At 56.1% G+C, this 15598-nt stretch carries 17 protein-coding genes and 3 riboswitches; of the genes, 8 read left to right on the forward strand and 9 right to left on the reverse strand.

Annotated features, from left to right (window positions below; genetic code table 11):
- Positions 1 to 129: 129 nt before the first annotated feature.
- Positions 130 to 660: an AAA family ATPase gene (locus tag Q9R35_RS07480; protein ID WP_252606530.1), complete on the forward strand. Its 531-nt coding sequence runs from the start codon at positions 130 to 132 to the stop codon at positions 658 to 660.
- 189 nt (positions 661 to 849) lie between these two features.
- Here the strand turns inward: Q9R35_RS07480 and Q9R35_RS07485 are convergent, their stop codons facing one another.
- The 5 genes from Q9R35_RS07485 to Q9R35_RS07505 form a co-directional block, all read right to left on the reverse strand.
- Entirely contained in the window at positions 850 to 1485 is a 636-nt protein-coding gene (locus Q9R35_RS07485; protein ID WP_086069534.1) for a riboflavin synthase subunit alpha, read from the reverse strand.
- Entirely contained in the window at positions 1485 to 1652 is a 168-nt protein-coding gene (locus tag Q9R35_RS07490) for a hypothetical protein (RefSeq protein WP_311219609.1), read from the reverse strand. Before Q9R35_RS07490 ends, Q9R35_RS07485 begins: the two co-directional genes overlap by 1 nt.
- Positions 1637 to 1781, reverse strand: a riboswitch (FMN riboswitch). (Overlaps the previous gene by 16 nt.)
- Before the next feature lie 56 nt (positions 1782 to 1837).
- On the reverse strand, positions 1838 to 2587 hold the full coding sequence (locus Q9R35_RS07495; RefSeq protein WP_125304493.1) for an SDR family NAD(P)-dependent oxidoreductase: 750 nt from the start codon (positions 2585 to 2587) through the stop codon (positions 1838 to 1840).
- Between the two features lie 152 nt (positions 2588 to 2739).
- Positions 2740 to 4032: an LLM class flavin-dependent oxidoreductase gene (locus Q9R35_RS07500; protein ID WP_311219610.1), complete on the reverse strand. Its 1293-nt coding sequence runs from the start codon at positions 4030 to 4032 to the stop codon at positions 2740 to 2742.
- A complete protein-coding gene (locus Q9R35_RS07505; RefSeq protein WP_042480475.1) occupies positions 4029 to 4811 on the reverse strand; it encodes a 3-oxoacyl-ACP reductase in 783 nt (260 codons plus the stop codon). Before Q9R35_RS07505 ends, Q9R35_RS07500 begins: the two co-directional genes overlap by 4 nt.
- A 50-nt stretch (positions 4812 to 4861) precedes the next feature.
- A riboswitch (TPP riboswitch) is annotated at positions 4862 to 4959 on the reverse strand.
- A 66-nt stretch (positions 4960 to 5025) separates the two neighbouring features.
- A riboswitch (TPP riboswitch) is annotated at positions 5026 to 5133 on the forward strand.
- A gap of 141 nt (positions 5134 to 5274) precedes the next feature.
- Between Q9R35_RS07505 and Q9R35_RS07510 the strand changes: the two genes are divergently transcribed.
- Positions 5275 to 6714, forward strand: a complete 1440-nt coding sequence (locus Q9R35_RS07510) for a sodium:solute symporter family protein (RefSeq protein ID WP_063693815.1) — start codon at positions 5275 to 5277, stop codon at positions 6712 to 6714.
- Between the two features lie 78 nt (positions 6715 to 6792).
- On the opposite strand, the gene Q9R35_RS07515 is transcribed toward Q9R35_RS07510, so the two are convergent.
- The 3 genes from Q9R35_RS07515 to Q9R35_RS07525 all read right to left on the reverse strand — a co-directional run bounded on the left by Q9R35_RS07515 (position 6793) and on the right by Q9R35_RS07525 (position 8980).
- Complete coding sequence (locus Q9R35_RS07515) at positions 6793 to 7638, reverse strand: OmpA family protein (RefSeq protein WP_311219611.1); 846 nt, start codon at positions 7636 to 7638, stop codon at positions 6793 to 6795.
- A 4-nt stretch (positions 7639 to 7642) separates the two neighbouring features.
- Entirely contained in the window at positions 7643 to 8458 is an 816-nt protein-coding gene (locus tag Q9R35_RS07520; RefSeq protein WP_009454185.1) for a motility protein A, read from the reverse strand.
- A gap of 141 nt (positions 8459 to 8599) precedes the next feature.
- The gene (locus tag Q9R35_RS07525) at positions 8600 to 8980 is read right to left on the reverse strand and encodes a flagellar protein FlhE (protein ID WP_233249421.1); all 381 of its coding nucleotides are present in this window, start codon (positions 8978 to 8980) and stop codon (positions 8600 to 8602) included.
- 247 nt (positions 8981 to 9227) lie between these two features.
- Between Q9R35_RS07525 and pbpG the strand changes: the two genes are divergently transcribed.
- The 6 genes from pbpG (at position 9228) to Q9R35_RS07555 (ending at position 14910) form a co-directional block, all read left to right on the forward strand.
- Complete coding sequence (gene pbpG / locus Q9R35_RS07530) at positions 9228 to 10232, forward strand: D-alanyl-D-alanine endopeptidase (RefSeq protein WP_311219612.1); 1005 nt, start codon at positions 9228 to 9230, stop codon at positions 10230 to 10232.
- Between the two features lie 172 nt (positions 10233 to 10404).
- Entirely contained in the window at positions 10405 to 11319 is a 915-nt protein-coding gene (locus Q9R35_RS07535; protein ID WP_063693796.1) for a LysR family transcriptional regulator, read from the forward strand.
- A 157-nt stretch (positions 11320 to 11476) separates the two neighbouring features.
- Complete coding sequence (locus Q9R35_RS07540) at positions 11477 to 12466, forward strand: tripartite tricarboxylate transporter substrate binding protein (protein ID WP_063693794.1); 990 nt, start codon at positions 11477 to 11479, stop codon at positions 12464 to 12466.
- A 45-nt stretch (positions 12467 to 12511) separates the two neighbouring features.
- Entirely contained in the window at positions 12512 to 13459 is a 948-nt protein-coding gene (locus Q9R35_RS07545) for a succinylglutamate desuccinylase/aspartoacylase family protein (RefSeq protein ID WP_042480460.1), read from the forward strand.
- Between the two features lie 141 nt (positions 13460 to 13600).
- Complete coding sequence (locus tag Q9R35_RS07550) at positions 13601 to 14494, forward strand: NRDE family protein (protein WP_311219613.1); 894 nt, start codon at positions 13601 to 13603, stop codon at positions 14492 to 14494.
- The gene (locus Q9R35_RS07555) at positions 14491 to 14910 is read left to right on the forward strand and encodes a carboxypeptidase-like regulatory domain-containing protein (protein ID WP_042480454.1); all 420 of its coding nucleotides are present in this window, start codon (positions 14491 to 14493) and stop codon (positions 14908 to 14910) included. Before Q9R35_RS07550 ends, Q9R35_RS07555 begins: the two co-directional genes overlap by 4 nt.
- Here the strand turns inward: Q9R35_RS07555 and Q9R35_RS07560 are convergent.
- Complete coding sequence (locus Q9R35_RS07560; protein ID WP_063693788.1) at positions 14897 to 15511, reverse strand: tRNA-uridine aminocarboxypropyltransferase; 615 nt, start codon at positions 15509 to 15511, stop codon at positions 14897 to 14899. The two genes, Q9R35_RS07555 and Q9R35_RS07560, sit on opposite strands and share 14 nt — an antisense overlap.
- Between the last annotated feature and the right edge of the window lie 87 nt (positions 15512 to 15598).

Raw genomic sequence — 15598 nt, forward strand, 5'->3', positions numbered from 1 at the left:
TACATCCCTACATCCCTACATCCCTACATCCCTACATCCCTACATCCCTACATCCCTACATCCGGCTTCAGTTTCGGGGCTTGAGCACGCCTGTACAAGTCGTTAACCTCCTTCTACTGACCTATGTTTATGAATCCTTTTGTTCTTATCTCCGGCTGCTCCGGCGGCGGCAAATCTACTCTGTTATCCGAACTGCAAAATCGTGGCTATACGGTTATCCAGGAGCCTGGACGGCGTATCGTTCAGGAGCAGTTAGCCAATGGTGGCTCTGCCCTCCCCTGGCAGGATATGGAGGCATTCCTGAAAGAAGCGATAAAGGTCGCGCAGACTGACTACTCAAACGCGCCCAAAGATGGCCCTTGGGTATTTTTTGATCGAGGATTGATTGATGCGGCAGCTGCTTTAGAGGAATTAACAGGCACTCCACTGCTGGACGAGCTCAACAACACTCACCCTTATCATTCACAGGTGTTCTTTACGCCTCCCTGGCCTGAAATATATGAAGCTGATCCAGAGCGCCGTCATGATATGAACGCGGCTTTGCATGAGTATGAGCGTCTGGAGCGTGTCTATCCCCTGTTGGGATACCAAGTACACCTGCTGCCAAAAACAAGAGTAGAAAACCGCGCTGATTTTGTCTTGGAAACACTAAATCAATAGCGGATCACGTCTTGGGACGCAGCTCATCAGGCCATTGGAAAATGGCTGATCGCCACTAGAGTGGCTATGTTCTCAAGCACCTGTACTGCATTTCATTCCGAGCTTTATGTGCGCCTAAAAAGCACCGGCACACAAAAAGGGCCGCCAGTTTTAGAACTAGCGGCCCTTTGCACTTAACTTACGCGTGACTCAGCCTTTAAAACCAGGCATCACGCGCGACAAGGTTCCCGCCACCGTACGCTCCAGCACATCGACCAGAACAACCGTCTGTTGATCCACTTCGATATTGAGCCTATCGCCCGCCTTGTAACGAGAAAATGTTGTCTGGCGCAATGTTTCGGGAATCAGATTGATAGTCACAACGCCATCTTCCACGTCCGCCACGGTCAGGCTGCAGCCATTAACACCCAGAAAACCACGCGGGAACACATATTTCGCCCAGTCTTCCGGCATCTGAAACCGCAGACGGTTACCGGCCTCGGTAATGCTCAATTCCAGCACTTCAGCCGTTGTGGCGATATGGCCAGCCATCACATGGCCGCCAATCTCCTCGTTCAACTTGGCCGATCGCTCAATATTGACCAGATCGCCGGTCTTGAGTGTGCCCAGGTTCGTACGCTCCAGCGTGACGGGAATCGCATCAAAAGTGACTTTGGGGCCAGAAATACTGGTCACGCTCAGGCATGTGCCTTCCACGCTGACACTGGCGCCCAGTTGCAGATCCACCAGCAATTCGTCGGTGAAATCAATTTCAAACTCGGTACGGCCCAGCTCAGCCTTGACCGCGGTAAGAGGACGAACCGCTTTAACAATTCCGGTATACATCAGCACGCTCCTTCGCAGAATTCATGCAAAAGACCAATGGCTAATGCAGGGGAGAATTTCAGATTTTTCATTTGAACGCATCCTTGATTAAACAATGCGTCCTCCGGGCAGCAATAAAACACGCCGCTGCCTTGATCACAAGGCAGCGATGCTTCATCTTCTTTCATCCGGACTCTTACCGTCGGCTCAGGCTTTTCACCTGATCTGCTGACCTTTCCCAAGGGGAAAGCGCTCGCGGGCTGGGGAATGGCTCCCTTACCGCCGGTGGGGAATTTCACCCCGCCCTGAAGACGTTTGCAGTGTAAGACCGGAGCCCAAGTCTAATCAAGCCAGACCAGGCCGGTCGTCACGCTTAAGCCTTGCGATGCACGCTCAAGCCAGCAAAGCTTTGCGCCACAGGCATCAACTCGATGTAGTTGACGTTCATATGGGCAGGCGCGTTCATGATCCAGGCAATGGTGTTGGCGATATCCTCGGGCGTCAGCGCATCCACGTTCTGGTAAAGCGCAGCGGCTTTGTCTTTATCACCCAGACGCACGGCGGAGAAGTCCGTGCCGGAACAGAGGCCAGGAGCCACAGTAGAGACACGCACGGCCGTACCCGACAGGTCGGCACGCAGATTCAGGCCCAGATGATGCACAAATGCCTTGGTAGCGCCGTACACATTGCCACCCGCGTAAGCGTATTCGCCCGCGGTCGAGCCCAGATTGATGATGTGGCCCTTGTTCTGCTTGACCATACCTGGCAGCAAGGCGTGCGTAATGTGCAGCAACGCGCTGATATTGGTGGCCACCATGGTGTCCCACTGATCCATCTTGGCGTCTTGCGCCTTGTCCACGCCTAGCGCCAAACCGGCGTTATTGATCAGCACGTCGATTTGGGGGTAACGAGCTGTCAGATCGGTCAAAACCGCCTCGGCACGCGCGCGATCAGTCAAATCCACGCTGACCGGTACAAAACGCTCGCCCAGCTCGGCCGCCAGAGCATCCAGCTTGTCCTGACGACGCGCCAGACCCAGCACAGTATGTCCTTCAGATACCAATTTACGGGCAAGAGCAGCCCCAAACCCTGAGGAGGCCCCGGTGACAACGGCGGTTTTCATAGTGCGATCCCTATACAGCTCGCTGCTAGTTAAGCAGGCGACAATTAAAGCATTAAGGATAGCAAACTTCAGGAACTTCGTAGCCCCTTCCCCCTAGGGAAAAAGCGGACAAATCCGTCCATGGAAATGCCCGCTTTTTTCTGATCCGGGCATCAAGCCGCAGGACGCGCCAGACCCAGATGGCCACGCAAAGTGGCGTGCTCGTATTCCTGGCGGAACAGACCGCGTTTTTGCAGAACCGGAATTACCTGCTCAACAAAATCACGAATGCCATTGGGCAAGGAAGGTGGCATCAGGTTAAAACCATCCGCGCCTTCATTGCGCCACCATTGCTCAATCTGATCGGCAATGGATTCCGGCGTTCCGACCATGGTGCAATGACCACCACCGGCAGCGATCCGTCCCAGCAATTGGCGCACTGTCGGTTTTTCCATCTCCACAATACGCAGCATGGTGGCATAGCGCCCTTTGGGACCTTTGAAACTTTTCAAAGGCGGTAGCGGTGGCACAGGCGCATCCAGCTCCCAGTTCATGCAGTCCTGGCCGACAAACATGCCCAGCTGACGCAAGGAAGTCTCGGCTGGCAAAAGCTCATCCAGCTCCTGTTGCTTGCGGCGTGCCTCTTCCATGGTGGAACCCACATAGGTCACCAGACCTGGCATTACGGGCACATCCACGCCTCGACCCGTTTCACGCACGCGTCGTTTGATATCGCGGTAATAGGATTGAGCCGAAGGCAAATCATACGCCACAGCATAAATAGCCTCGGCTTTGCGTGCGGCCAAATCCCGGCCTTGTTCAGAGGCACCCGCCTGAAACAACACTGGCTGGCCTTGTGGCGAGCGCGGCAAGGTCAAGGGGCCATCAACCAAAAAGTGGTCGCCCTTGTGCAGGATCTGGCGCACCTGATCCACTTTGGCGTAATCACCCTTTCGGTCCATGACCAAGGCGCTGTCGCTCCAGGAGTCGAACAGTTTCAGGGCCGTATCCACAAATTCTTCAGCCCGCGCGTAGCGCCAGGCATGGTCAGGCATGGCTTCGTAACCGTGATTACGTGCTTCCGAATCGAACATGGACGTGACCACATTCCAGCCCATGCGTCCGTTGGACACGTGATCCAAAGAGCACAACATGCGCGCTGCCACAAAGGGAGTGTAAAAAGTGCTGGAAACGGTGCTGATCAGGCCGATACGATCGGTGGCTCGCGCCAGCGCGGCCATCATGGTCAAGGGCTCCAGAAACCAGCGTGGGCCATCAGACACGTTATCGCTGGACTGACCATCGGCGAAGAAAATGGCATCCAGCTTGCCGCGTTCCGCGATCTGCGTCAGTTCTTCATAGAACCGCACATCGCCTAAACGCTCGACCTGCGAATCCGGGTGACGCCAGGCTGCTTTGTGATGCCCGCAGCCCATGATGAACAAATTGAAATGCAGCTGTCTCATCCGTTTTTCACCAATCCACCGTCAACAACCAGATTCTGTCCTGTTACGGCACGAGCCCACGGGCCGGCAAAGAACAAGGCCGCATCGGCAAATTCTTCGGGTGTGGTCACGCGACGCAGCGGTGTGCTGGCCGCAATCAAATCAAACACCGCTTCAGGCGTGGCCGCAGACGCATCCGTTGTGCGCAGCAAGCCACCGGAAATCATGTTCACGGTAATCTGATCCGGTCCCAGATCGTGTGACAGGGTGCGTGTCATGGACAACAAGGCAGCCTTGGCGGCGGTGTAGTCGTGGTAAGGCACCACGGGGTTCTGGAACAGGTTCGTACCAATATTGATGATGCGACCAAAACCCGCTTGCTTCATACCGGGCAAAGCCGCTTGTGTGGTGTTCAAGGCACCGCCCACAATGCCTTCCAGCTGCTGGTTCAGTTGCGACCACTTCAGGGTATCCGCATGAGGACGGGCATCCCCGTTAAAAGAAAATTCAGGCAAGGCGTTATTGACGACCGTAGTGATGGCTTGGCCAAAATGCGCCTGGGCCTTGGCAAACAAGGCTTGCACAGAAGCGGCGTCCGTTACGTCGGCCTGCACGGCCAGACATTGCTGCGGAAACTCGGCCGCCAGCGCCTGGGCGGCTGCTTCACTTTTCAGGTAGTTGATGACAACCTTGGCGCCCTGACGTGCAAACGCACGTACCAGACAAGCCCCCAGGCCGCGTGCGCCGCCGGTGACCAGAACAAGTTGTTGGGAGAGTTCCGAGACGTGTTCCACAGACATGACATTCCTTGCAAAAATTCGGCGAGGATGTCGGCCCGGTTCGGACGCAGGGCTATGGCTTCGGACATCCCTTCGCCAGTATGAGCTGGATCAGGTTCGACGGGTTTTATCTCAGCCCTTTCCAAGAAGGACACCCCGTGCCGCAGGCAGACCATAGCATAAATTGGCCTCAACCGTATTATTGACATTTGAAAGAAGCTCTCCTACTCTTTCAGCCTGTTCCTGGGGGAGTCCTTAACGGGCTGAGATTCCGCATTCAAGCGGTAACCCTTAGAACCTGATCCGGATCATGCCGGCGAAGGGAAAGGAAACGCGGCCTGGCAGCCTGCCCGCTCTTGTCTGTGCGGCGCATTCACAAGCTCACACGCCCCATTTCAATCCCTCCATTTTTCTGCGCCCTGCTCTGGTATCCCGCCAGCTTGGCCGGTTTGTGCCTGTTCAATCAGGCTTTTGGGGAGATCTCATGCTGGACCAAACTGCCACCCTCCTGTGGCTGATCGTTTTTTCTGCTGCTTTTGCCCTGGCCGGAGTGCTGTACGCCCGCCACTATAAAAACTCGCTTGAAGACTTTGTAGTGGCCCGCAATAGCCAAAGCTCCGTCGCCACCATTCTGACTTTACTGGCCTCCTCGCTGGGCGCATGGATTCTGTTCTCGCCCGCGCAGGCTGCTACCTGGGGAGGTCTGAGCGCTGTCATCGGCTATGCCATCGGTTCCATGTCGCCCCGTCTGGCCATGATTCCGCTGGGCAAACGCATGCGTGAACTGCTGCCACGCGGCCACAGCCTGAGCGAATTTGTGATTGCCCGCTACGGTCGCCCCATGTATGCGCTGACGTTGGTCATCATGCTGTTTTACATGTTCATCTCCATGACGGCTGAAATCACCGCCATGTCCAAGATGATCACCCTGATTGCCCCGATTCCTTTGTGGGTCACTGCCAGCATTGTGTTGCTGGCCACACTGATCTACACCTCTTACGGCGGGCTGCGTGCGTCCATCTTCACCGACAAGGTGCAGATGTTTGTCATCCTGCCCATGCTGTTCCTGATCGTGATGTTTGGCTGGCAAGCCGTAGGCGGCCCGGTACAGCTGTTTGACAGCGTCAAGCTAGAAGCTCCGCGCCTGATCGAGCTCAGCGACCCGGTCGGTATCAAGGCCGGGCTGACCTTCTTTGTCGCCATCTTGTTAACCGGCCTGTTTCACCAGGGCAATTGGCAACGCATTTATGCTGCCAAAGATACCCAGTCCATGCGTCGCGGCTTTTTGCTGGGTGGCCTGTTTGTGGCTCCCTTCATTTTCCTGATGGGTTTGTTTGGCCTGGCTTTTGTCGGCCTGGGTTCATCCGGTGACAGCTCCGTGGCCTTGTTCAACGTTATTTTGCCGCATGTGCCGGTCTGGTTCCTGGTGTTGCTGATTCCTTTGGGCCTGTCCCTGGTGATGAGCAGTGCCGATACGGCCATCAGTGCTGTCTCCAGCCTGATTGCGGTGGACCTGGGCCGCATCATGCCCCATCGCAATACGGCGCAAATGATGAGTCTGGCACGCTCCCTGATCTGGGTTTGCTCCATCCCGGTGCTGTACGCTTCTTCGCAAGGTTTCAGCGTGCTGTACCTGTTCCTGCTGGCAGACTTGCTGTGCTCGGCAGCGGCGTTCCCTGTGTTCTTTGGTTTGTATAGCCGCCGCTACGATGGCTTTACCGCCACCATCAGCACCCTAGGCGGTCTGGTTGCCGGTCTGGCCGTGTTCCCGCGCCCTGATGGGCCAATGGATTACTTGCTGGAGTCCTTCTTGCTGGCCGCCATCGTGCCGGTACTGATCAGCGTTCTGATCATGCCCTTGCGTCGTCATCTGCCCAAGTTTGATTTGGGAACCTTGGCGTCCTCCACACGCGTACTGGACTGACGTCGAACGCGTTGAACGCAAGGCTCAAAACAACAACCCCGGTTTGTATGTCGCAAACCGGGGTTTTGTTTTAAAGGCTTATTGCACGGGGGTTTCAGCTTGTGGCTGAGGGGTCTGCACAATGATTTCAACCCGTCGATTCGTCGCGCGTCCTTGCTGCGTGGCATTGTCACCTAAAGGACGGGTATCGGCATAACCGACCGCGCTCAGGCGTTGGCTGCCTATGCCATTGGCTTCCATATAACGCACCACGCTGCCTGCACGTGCACCGGACAGCTCCCAGTTGGAAGGATAGCGATAGCTGCGAATAGGCACCGAGTCCGTATGGCCTTCAATCACAATCGGATGGGTGGATTTTTGCAATACAGCCGCCAATTGACGCAAAACCGTCAAGCCTTCCAGCCCCAGATCCGCACCGCCCGAGTTGAACAGGATCTCGCTATTGATGCGAAAGCTCACGGACTGATCATTCATGACCACGTCAATATTGTCGCCCAGGCCATCCAGATCCAGACCGTGATTACCCCTGCCTTGACCTTCACCCAGGCCGGAATCAGGAAACAGACCCGCGCCTGCAGGCAGCACACCGGCTCCATCCTTGCCCGCTTGTGCAACAACCGTCGCCCCGCCCTGGCCTTGCCCTTGCACAGCCGTTTGTGCCCGCTTGCCTGCAAAGGACAGCATCACAATCATCAAGACCAGCAACAAGGTCATCATGTCCAGGTAGGTGGTCAGCCAGGCCTCTTCCTCCTCGGGTACGGCCAGCCCCGGATCATTCCAGGGGCGGCTGCGACGGCGGCTGCCCAGATTGCTGGCCAGTTGCTGTTCAATTTTGGCTCCCCGGGCTTGCTCCAGTTCCTTTTGTACGGCTTTCTGGCGGTCAGCCAGTTCACCCAGGGTCAGGTCCTGCTCCATGTTTCCCATGGGATCAACCTCGCTCCGGAGCCGGGTCCGCGTCATCGTCGCGTCCACCCCGGTCATTGATCTCGTCCTGATACTGGGCCATGAAAGAGTTGAGTGTTTCGCGCATCAAGGCCGGGCCACGACGCTGGCTCATCATGGACACACCTTGCATGATCATGTTCATCAAGACCACGCGCTGCTCGGTACGGCGCTCCAGCTTCACGGCCACAGGCTTGAACACCAGATTGGAGAGCAGCACACCGTAGAACGTCGTCATCAAGGCCAGCGCCATTTGCTGACCAATCGAGGTAATGTCACCATCGCCCAGCAAGAACATCAGGTTGACCAAGCCAATCAGTGTGCCGACCATGCCGAAGGCGGGCGCAAAGCTGGCCATCAAACGGAACAATTGCGCTTCTGCGTGTTCACGAGCACGCAAACGGCTGATGCGCCATTGCAGAAGATCTTCAATATCTTCCTGGGGAGCCCGGTCAATCACCAACTGAACGCCGGTTTTCAGAAACGGGTTGGCCACTTTTTCCAGTGCCTCTTCCACTGCACGGATATCCCCCATCATCCACAGTCGGGAGATATTGATCAGCTCATCCATGTCCTGCTGGGTGTACAAGCGCTCGTTGCGCAGCACAGTTCCGATCAGTCCAAAGATACGGACCACTTCGCTTAAGGGATAGCTGATAAACGTGGCGGCCAAGGTACCTACCAGCACCACGGCCAGACTGGGCAGGTCCACAAACAAGGCGGGGTTTTCTGCCGTAAAAAACAAGATCACGGCAAACAGCAGCACGCTGGCGACGATGCCGATCAGAGTAGAGGGGTTCATGCACAAGTCCTGGTTATGGCCCGATGGGCATCAGGACTACATATCGGCAGTAACGCAGGTTTCTTTAGGCTTGTACTTTGAGGTGGATCAAATACAAACAGAATTAAATCGTTTATGCGGAAACGGTCTCGGCATGTCGGGCTATCGCTGGTAATTCACCCGGATCGATGCCCGCACCCGAACCGCCTCGGTGCTTCCTGCCCAACTCCAGACTTCATGCTCCAGCACAAAGCCATGACGTGCATCCTGGCCGGCAAAGGCCCGCGTGCTTAATACCGAACCGTTCATGTCCACGCAAGAACCGCCTTGCAAGCACAGACGGCTTTTCAGCACGGCTCGGCCGTTATGGTCATAGCTGACCTCCACCTTCCCCAGTGTGCTCGCCTGCGAGCGTATCGCCTCTGGCGGCATGAAGCTTTGTTGCGTGCGAGGAGAGCTTGTGGTGATGGCATTGCTGAGCTGTTCGCCATCCCAGGCCAAGGATGCACTGTGCCCTATTGCAGGGGCACTTCCCAATGCCATAAAAACAAATAAGGGATTTAAAAAACTGTTTATAAAAACAGGTTTTTTATAATTCCGGGATTTCAATAAAGACATAAGCTGTGTTTTTATACAGATAAAAATAAGTTTCATGATGATACGGTACAAATATCTTAAATTTTTTTTAACTTTGAGCCGTAAGATACTAATATAAAGAGGATTTTTTCTGGTAGCATAAGCGCATAAATTCTATCCGCCCTTCTGTTTCTCGCCTACCGGGAACTGAAAAATGCCTCAAACCAGAACAAACAAATTCATTCGACGCGCGCTATGTGTTTTATTTCTAGCGCCTTTTTCGGTTTCGTCCTTTGCGCAGACACTGGCGCTGGCCGAGCCATCCACACTGGATGAAGCCACAGCCGCCATCAGCTACAACGTGCCGCATCTGGTTTTTGAAAAAAACCTGCAGCCCATCAGCTACAGCGAAAACGACAGCCGCCGCGCCCTTAATGCCCTCAAACACGACGCCCTGATCCAGCATGCAGCCCTGCGTTCGGAAATTGCCTTTGTGCAGGATCTGGAATCGTCCACCGTGCTGTACCAGAAAAACAGCGACGCTGTGCGCCCCATTGCCTCCATCTCCAAGCTGATGACCGCCCTGGTCGTGGCCGAATCCGGCCTGCCCATGGATGAAATGCTGGAGATCATCGACGAAGATGTGGATCGCGTCAAACACTCCAGCTCGCGTCTTAGCGTTGGCTCCAAGCTGAGCCGTGCTGACATGATGCACCTGGCATTGATGTCCTCGGAAAACCGGGCTGCCCATGCACTGGGCCGCAGCTACCCTGGTGGCCTGCCTGCGTTTGTGCGCGCCATGAATGACAAGGCTCGCGCCTTGGGCATGCGCAATACGCGTTTTGTGGAACCCACCGGCTTGTCCAGTGATAACGTGGCCAGCCCGCGTGATCTGGTCAAGCTGCTGACTGCCACCAGCCAGCATGCCCGTATCCAGCAATACACCACGAACGATCAGTATTCGGTACAGCCTGTACGGGGTCGTCAGCTGGTGTTCAACAACACCAATCGTTTGGTGAAGAACGCCAACTGGGATATTCAGGTTTCCAAAACCGGCTTCATCAACGAGGCAGGCGAATGCCTGGTCATGCTGACCAAGATCGAAGATCGTGAAGTGGCGATTGTGCTGCTGAACTCTTCAGGCCGCTACTCGCGTATTGGTGACGCCGTACGCATTCGCGATCTGGTTGAGAAATCCAACGGTCTGGCCATGCTTTAAGACGTCTATCGCGCCTGAATACCACCACCTCAAATTCAGCAGTCCCTAACGCCCCAAATCCTGGCTATTCAGCCAGTTTTGGGGCGTTTTTATCGGGCTTTGTTATTGTTCCCTCTTTACCCCTTGCCTGGGGTGTTGACCTGCCTTCCCTCTTGTAAGGAGCGCCCCTTTCGTGTCCCAGCTCAAATTGCTTGAAGACTTTGTGACCCTGGCTCGTGCGGGCAGTTTTGTTCGGGCCGCAGAACAGCGCCATGTCACGCATCCGGCATTTGGGCGCCGCATTCGGGCATTGGAAGCATGGGTAGGAACGCCTCTGGTGGAACGCAGCAGCTTGCCCATCACGCTGACGCCGGAAGGACAGGTGTTCTACAACACGGCCAATCAAGTGCTGGAGCAATTGAACCGCGTACGTCGACAATTGCAGGCCTCGGACCAGGCCGGTCAAGGCAGCTTGCGCATTGCCACCGGCCGCAGTCTGGCGCGCACTCTGGTCACGGACTGGGTCAGCCGTCTGCAAAAAGGCAGCCATGCCCCTTTGTCGGCCCACGTCCCTATCGATATCAGCACGGGCATGATGGCCGATATGGCCAAGTTGCTCGCCCAGGGAAAGACAGACTTTTTATGCTGCTATGAACACCCAGCCTTGTCGATTGAACTCCTGGCCGAGCAAGTGACCTACATGACCATCGCTACTGACAAGCTGGTGCCCACCTGTCAGCGCCGCAAGAACGGTACGCCTTTGTATGAGCTCAATGCCGATAGTGGGCGCAGCATTCCTTTGATCTCTTATTCGGGTGGTTTGGCCATGGCCCGTATTCTGGGCGACAAGCTGCACCACTTTCCTTACCCGCTGGTCAGCACGGTGCGTTGCGACTCGCTGGATACCGCAATGGGTTCGGTACTGAAAGGCATGGGCGTCGCCTGGTTACCCCTGTCCATGATTGCCAATGAATGTCGCCGTGGCAACTTGGTGCAACTGGGCGGCAAAGGCGATGAAATTGCCTTTGAGGTGCGCTTGTACCGCTCCCGGGCTCCACTCTCTGATCTGGCTGAATCTGTCTGGGCGTTCACCCAGCAGGGTCGTTAACTTCACCCCAACCGAAAAAGCACGGTCATGTGCTGTAACGGCACATTCAGACCCGTTGCAACGGACACAATACCCTTTCATAACTAAGGATATACAGGCCCGCAGCGCCAACCCTGGCCGCTGGTCGGAGACCTATCCATCGAACGGGGAGCACATCATGTCTTTTTCCTTCTCCAAGCGCAGCTTGGTTCTTGGCATTCTGGGCGCCTGTAGCCTGCTGCAAGCCTCGGTCAGCCACGCCGACACGTATCCCTCGCGCCCCCTGACTCTGGTCGTGGGCTACCCTGCCGGCGGCAGTGTGGACCTGACAGCGCGTTTGCTGGCTGAGGAGCTGAGCAGCCGTTTAGGCCAGAGCGTCGTGGTCGAAAATGCAGGCGGCGCCGGTGGCACCATTGGTGCTCAACGTGTACAGCGTGCCGCTGCCGACGGCTATACCCTGCTGCTGGGCTCCACCAACGAAATGATCATCGCCGGCATGATCAACAAAGCCGTGCGCTACGACGGGCAAAAAGACTTCACGCCTGTTGGCATGATTGCGTCCCAGCCCTTGCTACTGGCCGCCTCCAAAGAATCCGGCATTCGCTCTGCTGCAGACTATGCTCAAAAGCTGCGTGCTGCCGAACCGGAAGCCTTCAGCTTTGGTTCCTCGGGCGTCGGCACAACGCTGCACCTGGCCGGTGAAATGGTAAATGCCTCTACCGGCACCACCGCCATGCACGTACCCTACCGCGGCGTGCCGCCTTTAGTCTCGGACTTGATGAGCGGACAGCTGGATACGGCTTATCTTGTCCTGTCCTCTGGCCTGTCACAAGCGCGCGCCGGTGCGATTGTGCCTTTGGGTATTACCGAAACCAAGGCTTCTCCTGCCGCTCCGGAAATCCCGCCGCTGGCCGATACTCCCGGCTTTGAGAAGGTCGACATCAACGTCTGGTTTGGTTTGTATGGTCCCAAGGATTTGCCTGAGTCCGTCACCAACACCTTGCGCCAGGCTCTGGACAGCAGCCTGCAGTCCGCCACCCTGCAAGAGAAGATGCAATCCAATGGGGCCACGCTTTACGCCCCTGGTATGAACGCGGCAGAGTTCCAGGCCAAAGAGGTCGAGAAATACGCCCGTCTGGTCGAGCTGGCCAAGCTGCAAGCCGAATAAAACACATGCGCCCCGACTGAGTGCCGGGGCGCTGGAGTCTTCACCATGCAATTTTCTCTTTCTTTCCCTGACATTCACGAAGAGCGTCGGGGCAATACCGGGGTTCCTGGCCTGTGGTGTCTGGATTCGGGTAAAGCAGGCCGTACCGTCATGATCAGCGCCCTGATCCATGGCAACGAGCTGTGCGGCGCCTGGGCCTTGAAAGCGGTGTTAGCCAGCGGCTTGCAGCCCCGTCGCGGCAAACTGATTCTGGCCTTTTGCAATCTGGACGCCTTTGATCGCTTTGACCCTGCGCAGCACGACGCCAGCCGCTACGTGGACGAAGACATGAACCGTGTCTGGAGCGATCAAAAGCTGTCGCAAACACAGACACAAGAACAACGACGCGCGCGGGCCATCTTGCCTTGGCTGGAACAAGCCGACTGGTTGCTGGATCTGCACTCCATGCATGAACCCAGCGCCCCCTTGCTATTGACCGGCACCTTGGCGCGCAATATCGAACTGGCACAAGCCTTGGCCGCCCCCGAGCATGTCATTGTGGATACGGGCCACAAGGATGGCGTACGCATGCGTGATTACGGTCGCTTCTCTGACCCGAATGCCCATGAGACCCGCTCCCTGTTGCTGGAGTGCGGCTTTCATGGCGACCCGGATACGCCAGCTATTGCACTGGACCTGATTGCCCGCTTTCTGCTCGCAGCCGACATTATCGACAAAGAAGACTTACCCGCGGACTGGCGCCGAGCCTCGCCTGATCAGCAGCGCATTTTGCAAGTTACCCATGCGATTGTTGCCCCTTCCATGCAAGTCAGTTTCAGCCAGAACTGGCAAGGTCTGGAAACCTTGACCAAGGCAGGCACATCGATTGGGCAAGCCGATGGCCAGCCCTTGCTGACGCCTTACGATAATTGCACCTTGGTGATGCCTTCACTGCGCCAGCTACGCCCTGGTGTCACCATCGTTCGTCTGGCACAAAACTACGCCGCGCCCTGAGGCCCGCTTAAAGACCGTTTCACGCTGGCGTTCAAACCCTGAACGCCAAGCCCAAAGCGGCATTCTCAATACCGAGAAAAAAAGCAAAACTTGGCGGTACTTTGGCTACCAAAGCCTGCATAGCCATCCTACAATCGGCACATGTGCATCGCTTATATCGCCGTCGGAGTTAATGCAGATTGGCCGCTGATTATTGCCGCCAATCGCGACGAATATCATGCTCGCCCCAGCCAGCCGGCCCAGCCCTGGCAGGACGAACCCCAGATTCTGGCGGGTCGGGACCTGCAAGCCGGAGGCACGTGGTTGGGCCTGACACAACGCCGTGGACGACTGGCCCTGCTGACCAATTACCGCGAAGCTCCCAGTAGCAAAAACAGCAAGCAACGCTCACGCGGCGAGTTGATTCCTCAGTTCCTGGTCGATGAGCGCAGTCCCGCCGAGTATCTTGAACAGTTGGCCAAAGAAGGGGCCGACTACGCAGGCTTCAATCTCTTTGTTCTGGAGTGGCCTGACACGCAACAGCCTGTGCGTCTGGGCTATTACAGCAATCGCCACCCCAACTGCCACCCGCAAAAACTGGAACCGGGCGTGCATATTCTGAGCAATGCCTGGCTTAACACGCCTTGGCCCAAAAGCCTGTTTCTGAAAGAAACCTTGCAGGCACAACGGTTTGACGGCTCGCCACAAGCAGTAGAAGGCTTGTTCCAGGGATTGCGCAATCAGGAAGTTGCTGCCGATGCCGACTTGCCTCAGACCGGACTGAGCCTTGAGCACGAACGCTTGTTAAGCAGCCCATTTATTGTCAGCCCCGATTACGGCACCCGCTGCACCACCGTTATTACCATTAATCAGCATGGGCACGGAATGCTGCGTGAACGCAGCTTCAACCCCCAGGCGGAACCCGTTCGTCAGCATGACTGGCCTCTTTTGTGGCCCAGCTTTCATCCTGACAGCCCGCTCCCCCCCTCTCATAACAGCAACAGGGCCACTGATGGCCTGCTTAGCCACCCTACTTCAAGCAAGGAAACCTCATGAGACCTCATCTTTCTTTGATCGGCATTGCCATGTCGCTGGCCTTATTGAGCAGTCCCGTCGTGCACTCTCAGGAGTTGCCGCCCAGTCAGTACTACGGTTCAACCGAATACATTAGCGGCGGGATAGGCAGTGATGAAGCCCAACTGTTTCGCATGGTGCGCAACACCTTTCCCTTGTCCGTCAATTTTTCAGCCAACCAGGGCGAGCGCGTCGGCTATATCTCCGATGTGCAACTGGTTATCCGTAATAGTGGCGACCAAACTGTGCTGAACAGCCTGATCGATGGTCCCTACTGCCTGATTCGTCTTGCACCCGGCAATTACAAGGTGTTTGCGACTTACCAGGGCCAAACCCAGGAACGCCAGGCCAGTATTGTTGAAGGTCAGCCCCGCGAGCTGAACTTCACCTGGAAGTAGGATAGTTACGTTCATAGGTTTCCAGGCCCATGGCCTGGATCTGCTCTTCGATCAAATGCTCGAAAGGCCGTAGCAAAGGGCTGAAATCCCGCTCCGGCTCCATAATCTGCATCAGCCGGACAATTGCTTCCAAGGTAGATACGGCCTGAGGGTCGGGCGCTTTGCGCAGTCGGTAGCGCGACGCCTCTCCTTCAGGCAGCACCCAATACGGCAAGGTGTGCAAGACCGGATTGCTGTGCAGGATCAGACGTGCCTTGCGCCAGGTGCCATCCGGCACCACGATCAAATCCGGTTTCTCTTCCAGGCCTGTTGAACCTGCCACCTTGGCCTGCGGCCCCGGAAACAGCAAGACAGGGCGATGCGCCCGTGCCAAGCGGGCCTCCAGTTCATCAAACTGCTCTCCCACCCATAGCTCCGTCCCTCTCAATCCCAAATACGCCAGACGTGCGGTATTCAACGCATGCCGGGCTTCGGAATGATGCTGCAAGATCAGCACAGGACACGCCGCGTCTATTGAAGGAATCAAGGAACACAAGCAACGAGCCAAAGGCCGCTGGCATTGAGCGCAACGGCCTGGACGGGAGGAAGCGGAAGAATTCATGCGAGAGCGCCAAACAGAAGGCCACAGTATATAAAAGTTCTGCTTTGAAACAGATGCCTGGTTTGCTGGCAAACAGTTTTACTGTAT

Source organism: Alcaligenes sp. AB3 (assembly GCF_031844565.1).
In the GTDB taxonomy this organism is placed as follows: domain Bacteria; phylum Pseudomonadota; class Gammaproteobacteria; order Burkholderiales; family Burkholderiaceae_B; genus Alcaligenes; species Alcaligenes faecalis.

Bases quoted from the DNA above. Each gene is read 5' to 3' on its own strand.
- Q9R35_RS07500 (WP_311219610.1), bottom strand. From the start codon at position 4,032: ATGAGACAGCTGCATTTCAATTTGTTCATCATGGGCTGCGGGCATCAC.
- Q9R35_RS07505 (WP_042480475.1), bottom strand. From the start codon at position 4,811: ATGTCTGTGGAACACGTCTCGGAACTCTCCCAACAACTTGTTCTGGTC.
- Q9R35_RS07490 (WP_311219609.1), bottom strand. From the start codon at position 1,652: ATGAAAGAAGATGAAGCATCGCTGCCTTGTGATCAAGGCAGCGGCGTG.
- Q9R35_RS07560 (WP_063693788.1), bottom strand. From the start codon at position 15,511: ATGAATTCTTCCGCTTCCTCCCGTCCAGGCCGTTGCGCTCAATGCCAG.
- Q9R35_RS07485 (WP_086069534.1), bottom strand. From the start codon at position 1,485: ATGTATACCGGAATTGTTAAAGCGGTTCGTCCTCTTACCGCGGTCAAG.
- Q9R35_RS07520 (WP_009454185.1), bottom strand. From the start codon at position 8,458: ATGAACCCCTCTACTCTGATCGGCATCGTCGCCAGCGTGCTGCTGTTT.
- Q9R35_RS07540 (WP_063693794.1), top strand. From the start codon at position 11,477: ATGTCTTTTTCCTTCTCCAAGCGCAGCTTGGTTCTTGGCATTCTGGGC.
- pbpG (WP_311219612.1), top strand. From the start codon at position 9,228: ATGCCTCAAACCAGAACAAACAAATTCATTCGACGCGCGCTATGTGTT.
- Q9R35_RS07495 (WP_125304493.1), bottom strand. From the start codon at position 2,587: ATGAAAACCGCCGTTGTCACCGGGGCCTCCTCAGGGTTTGGGGCTGCT.
- Q9R35_RS07525 (WP_233249421.1), bottom strand. From the start codon at position 8,980: ATGGCATTGGGAAGTGCCCCTGCAATAGGGCACAGTGCATCCTTGGCC.
- Q9R35_RS07480 (WP_252606530.1), top strand. From the start codon at position 130: ATGAATCCTTTTGTTCTTATCTCCGGCTGCTCCGGCGGCGGCAAATCT.
- Q9R35_RS07550 (WP_311219613.1), top strand. From the start codon at position 13,601: ATGTGCATCGCTTATATCGCCGTCGGAGTTAATGCAGATTGGCCGCTG.
- Q9R35_RS07510 (WP_063693815.1), top strand. From the start codon at position 5,275: ATGCTGGACCAAACTGCCACCCTCCTGTGGCTGATCGTTTTTTCTGCT.
- Q9R35_RS07515 (WP_311219611.1), bottom strand. From the start codon at position 7,638: ATGGGAAACATGGAGCAGGACCTGACCCTGGGTGAACTGGCTGACCGC.
- Q9R35_RS07555 (WP_042480454.1), top strand. From the start codon at position 14,491: ATGAGACCTCATCTTTCTTTGATCGGCATTGCCATGTCGCTGGCCTTA.
- Q9R35_RS07545 (WP_042480460.1), top strand. From the start codon at position 12,512: ATGCAATTTTCTCTTTCTTTCCCTGACATTCACGAAGAGCGTCGGGGC.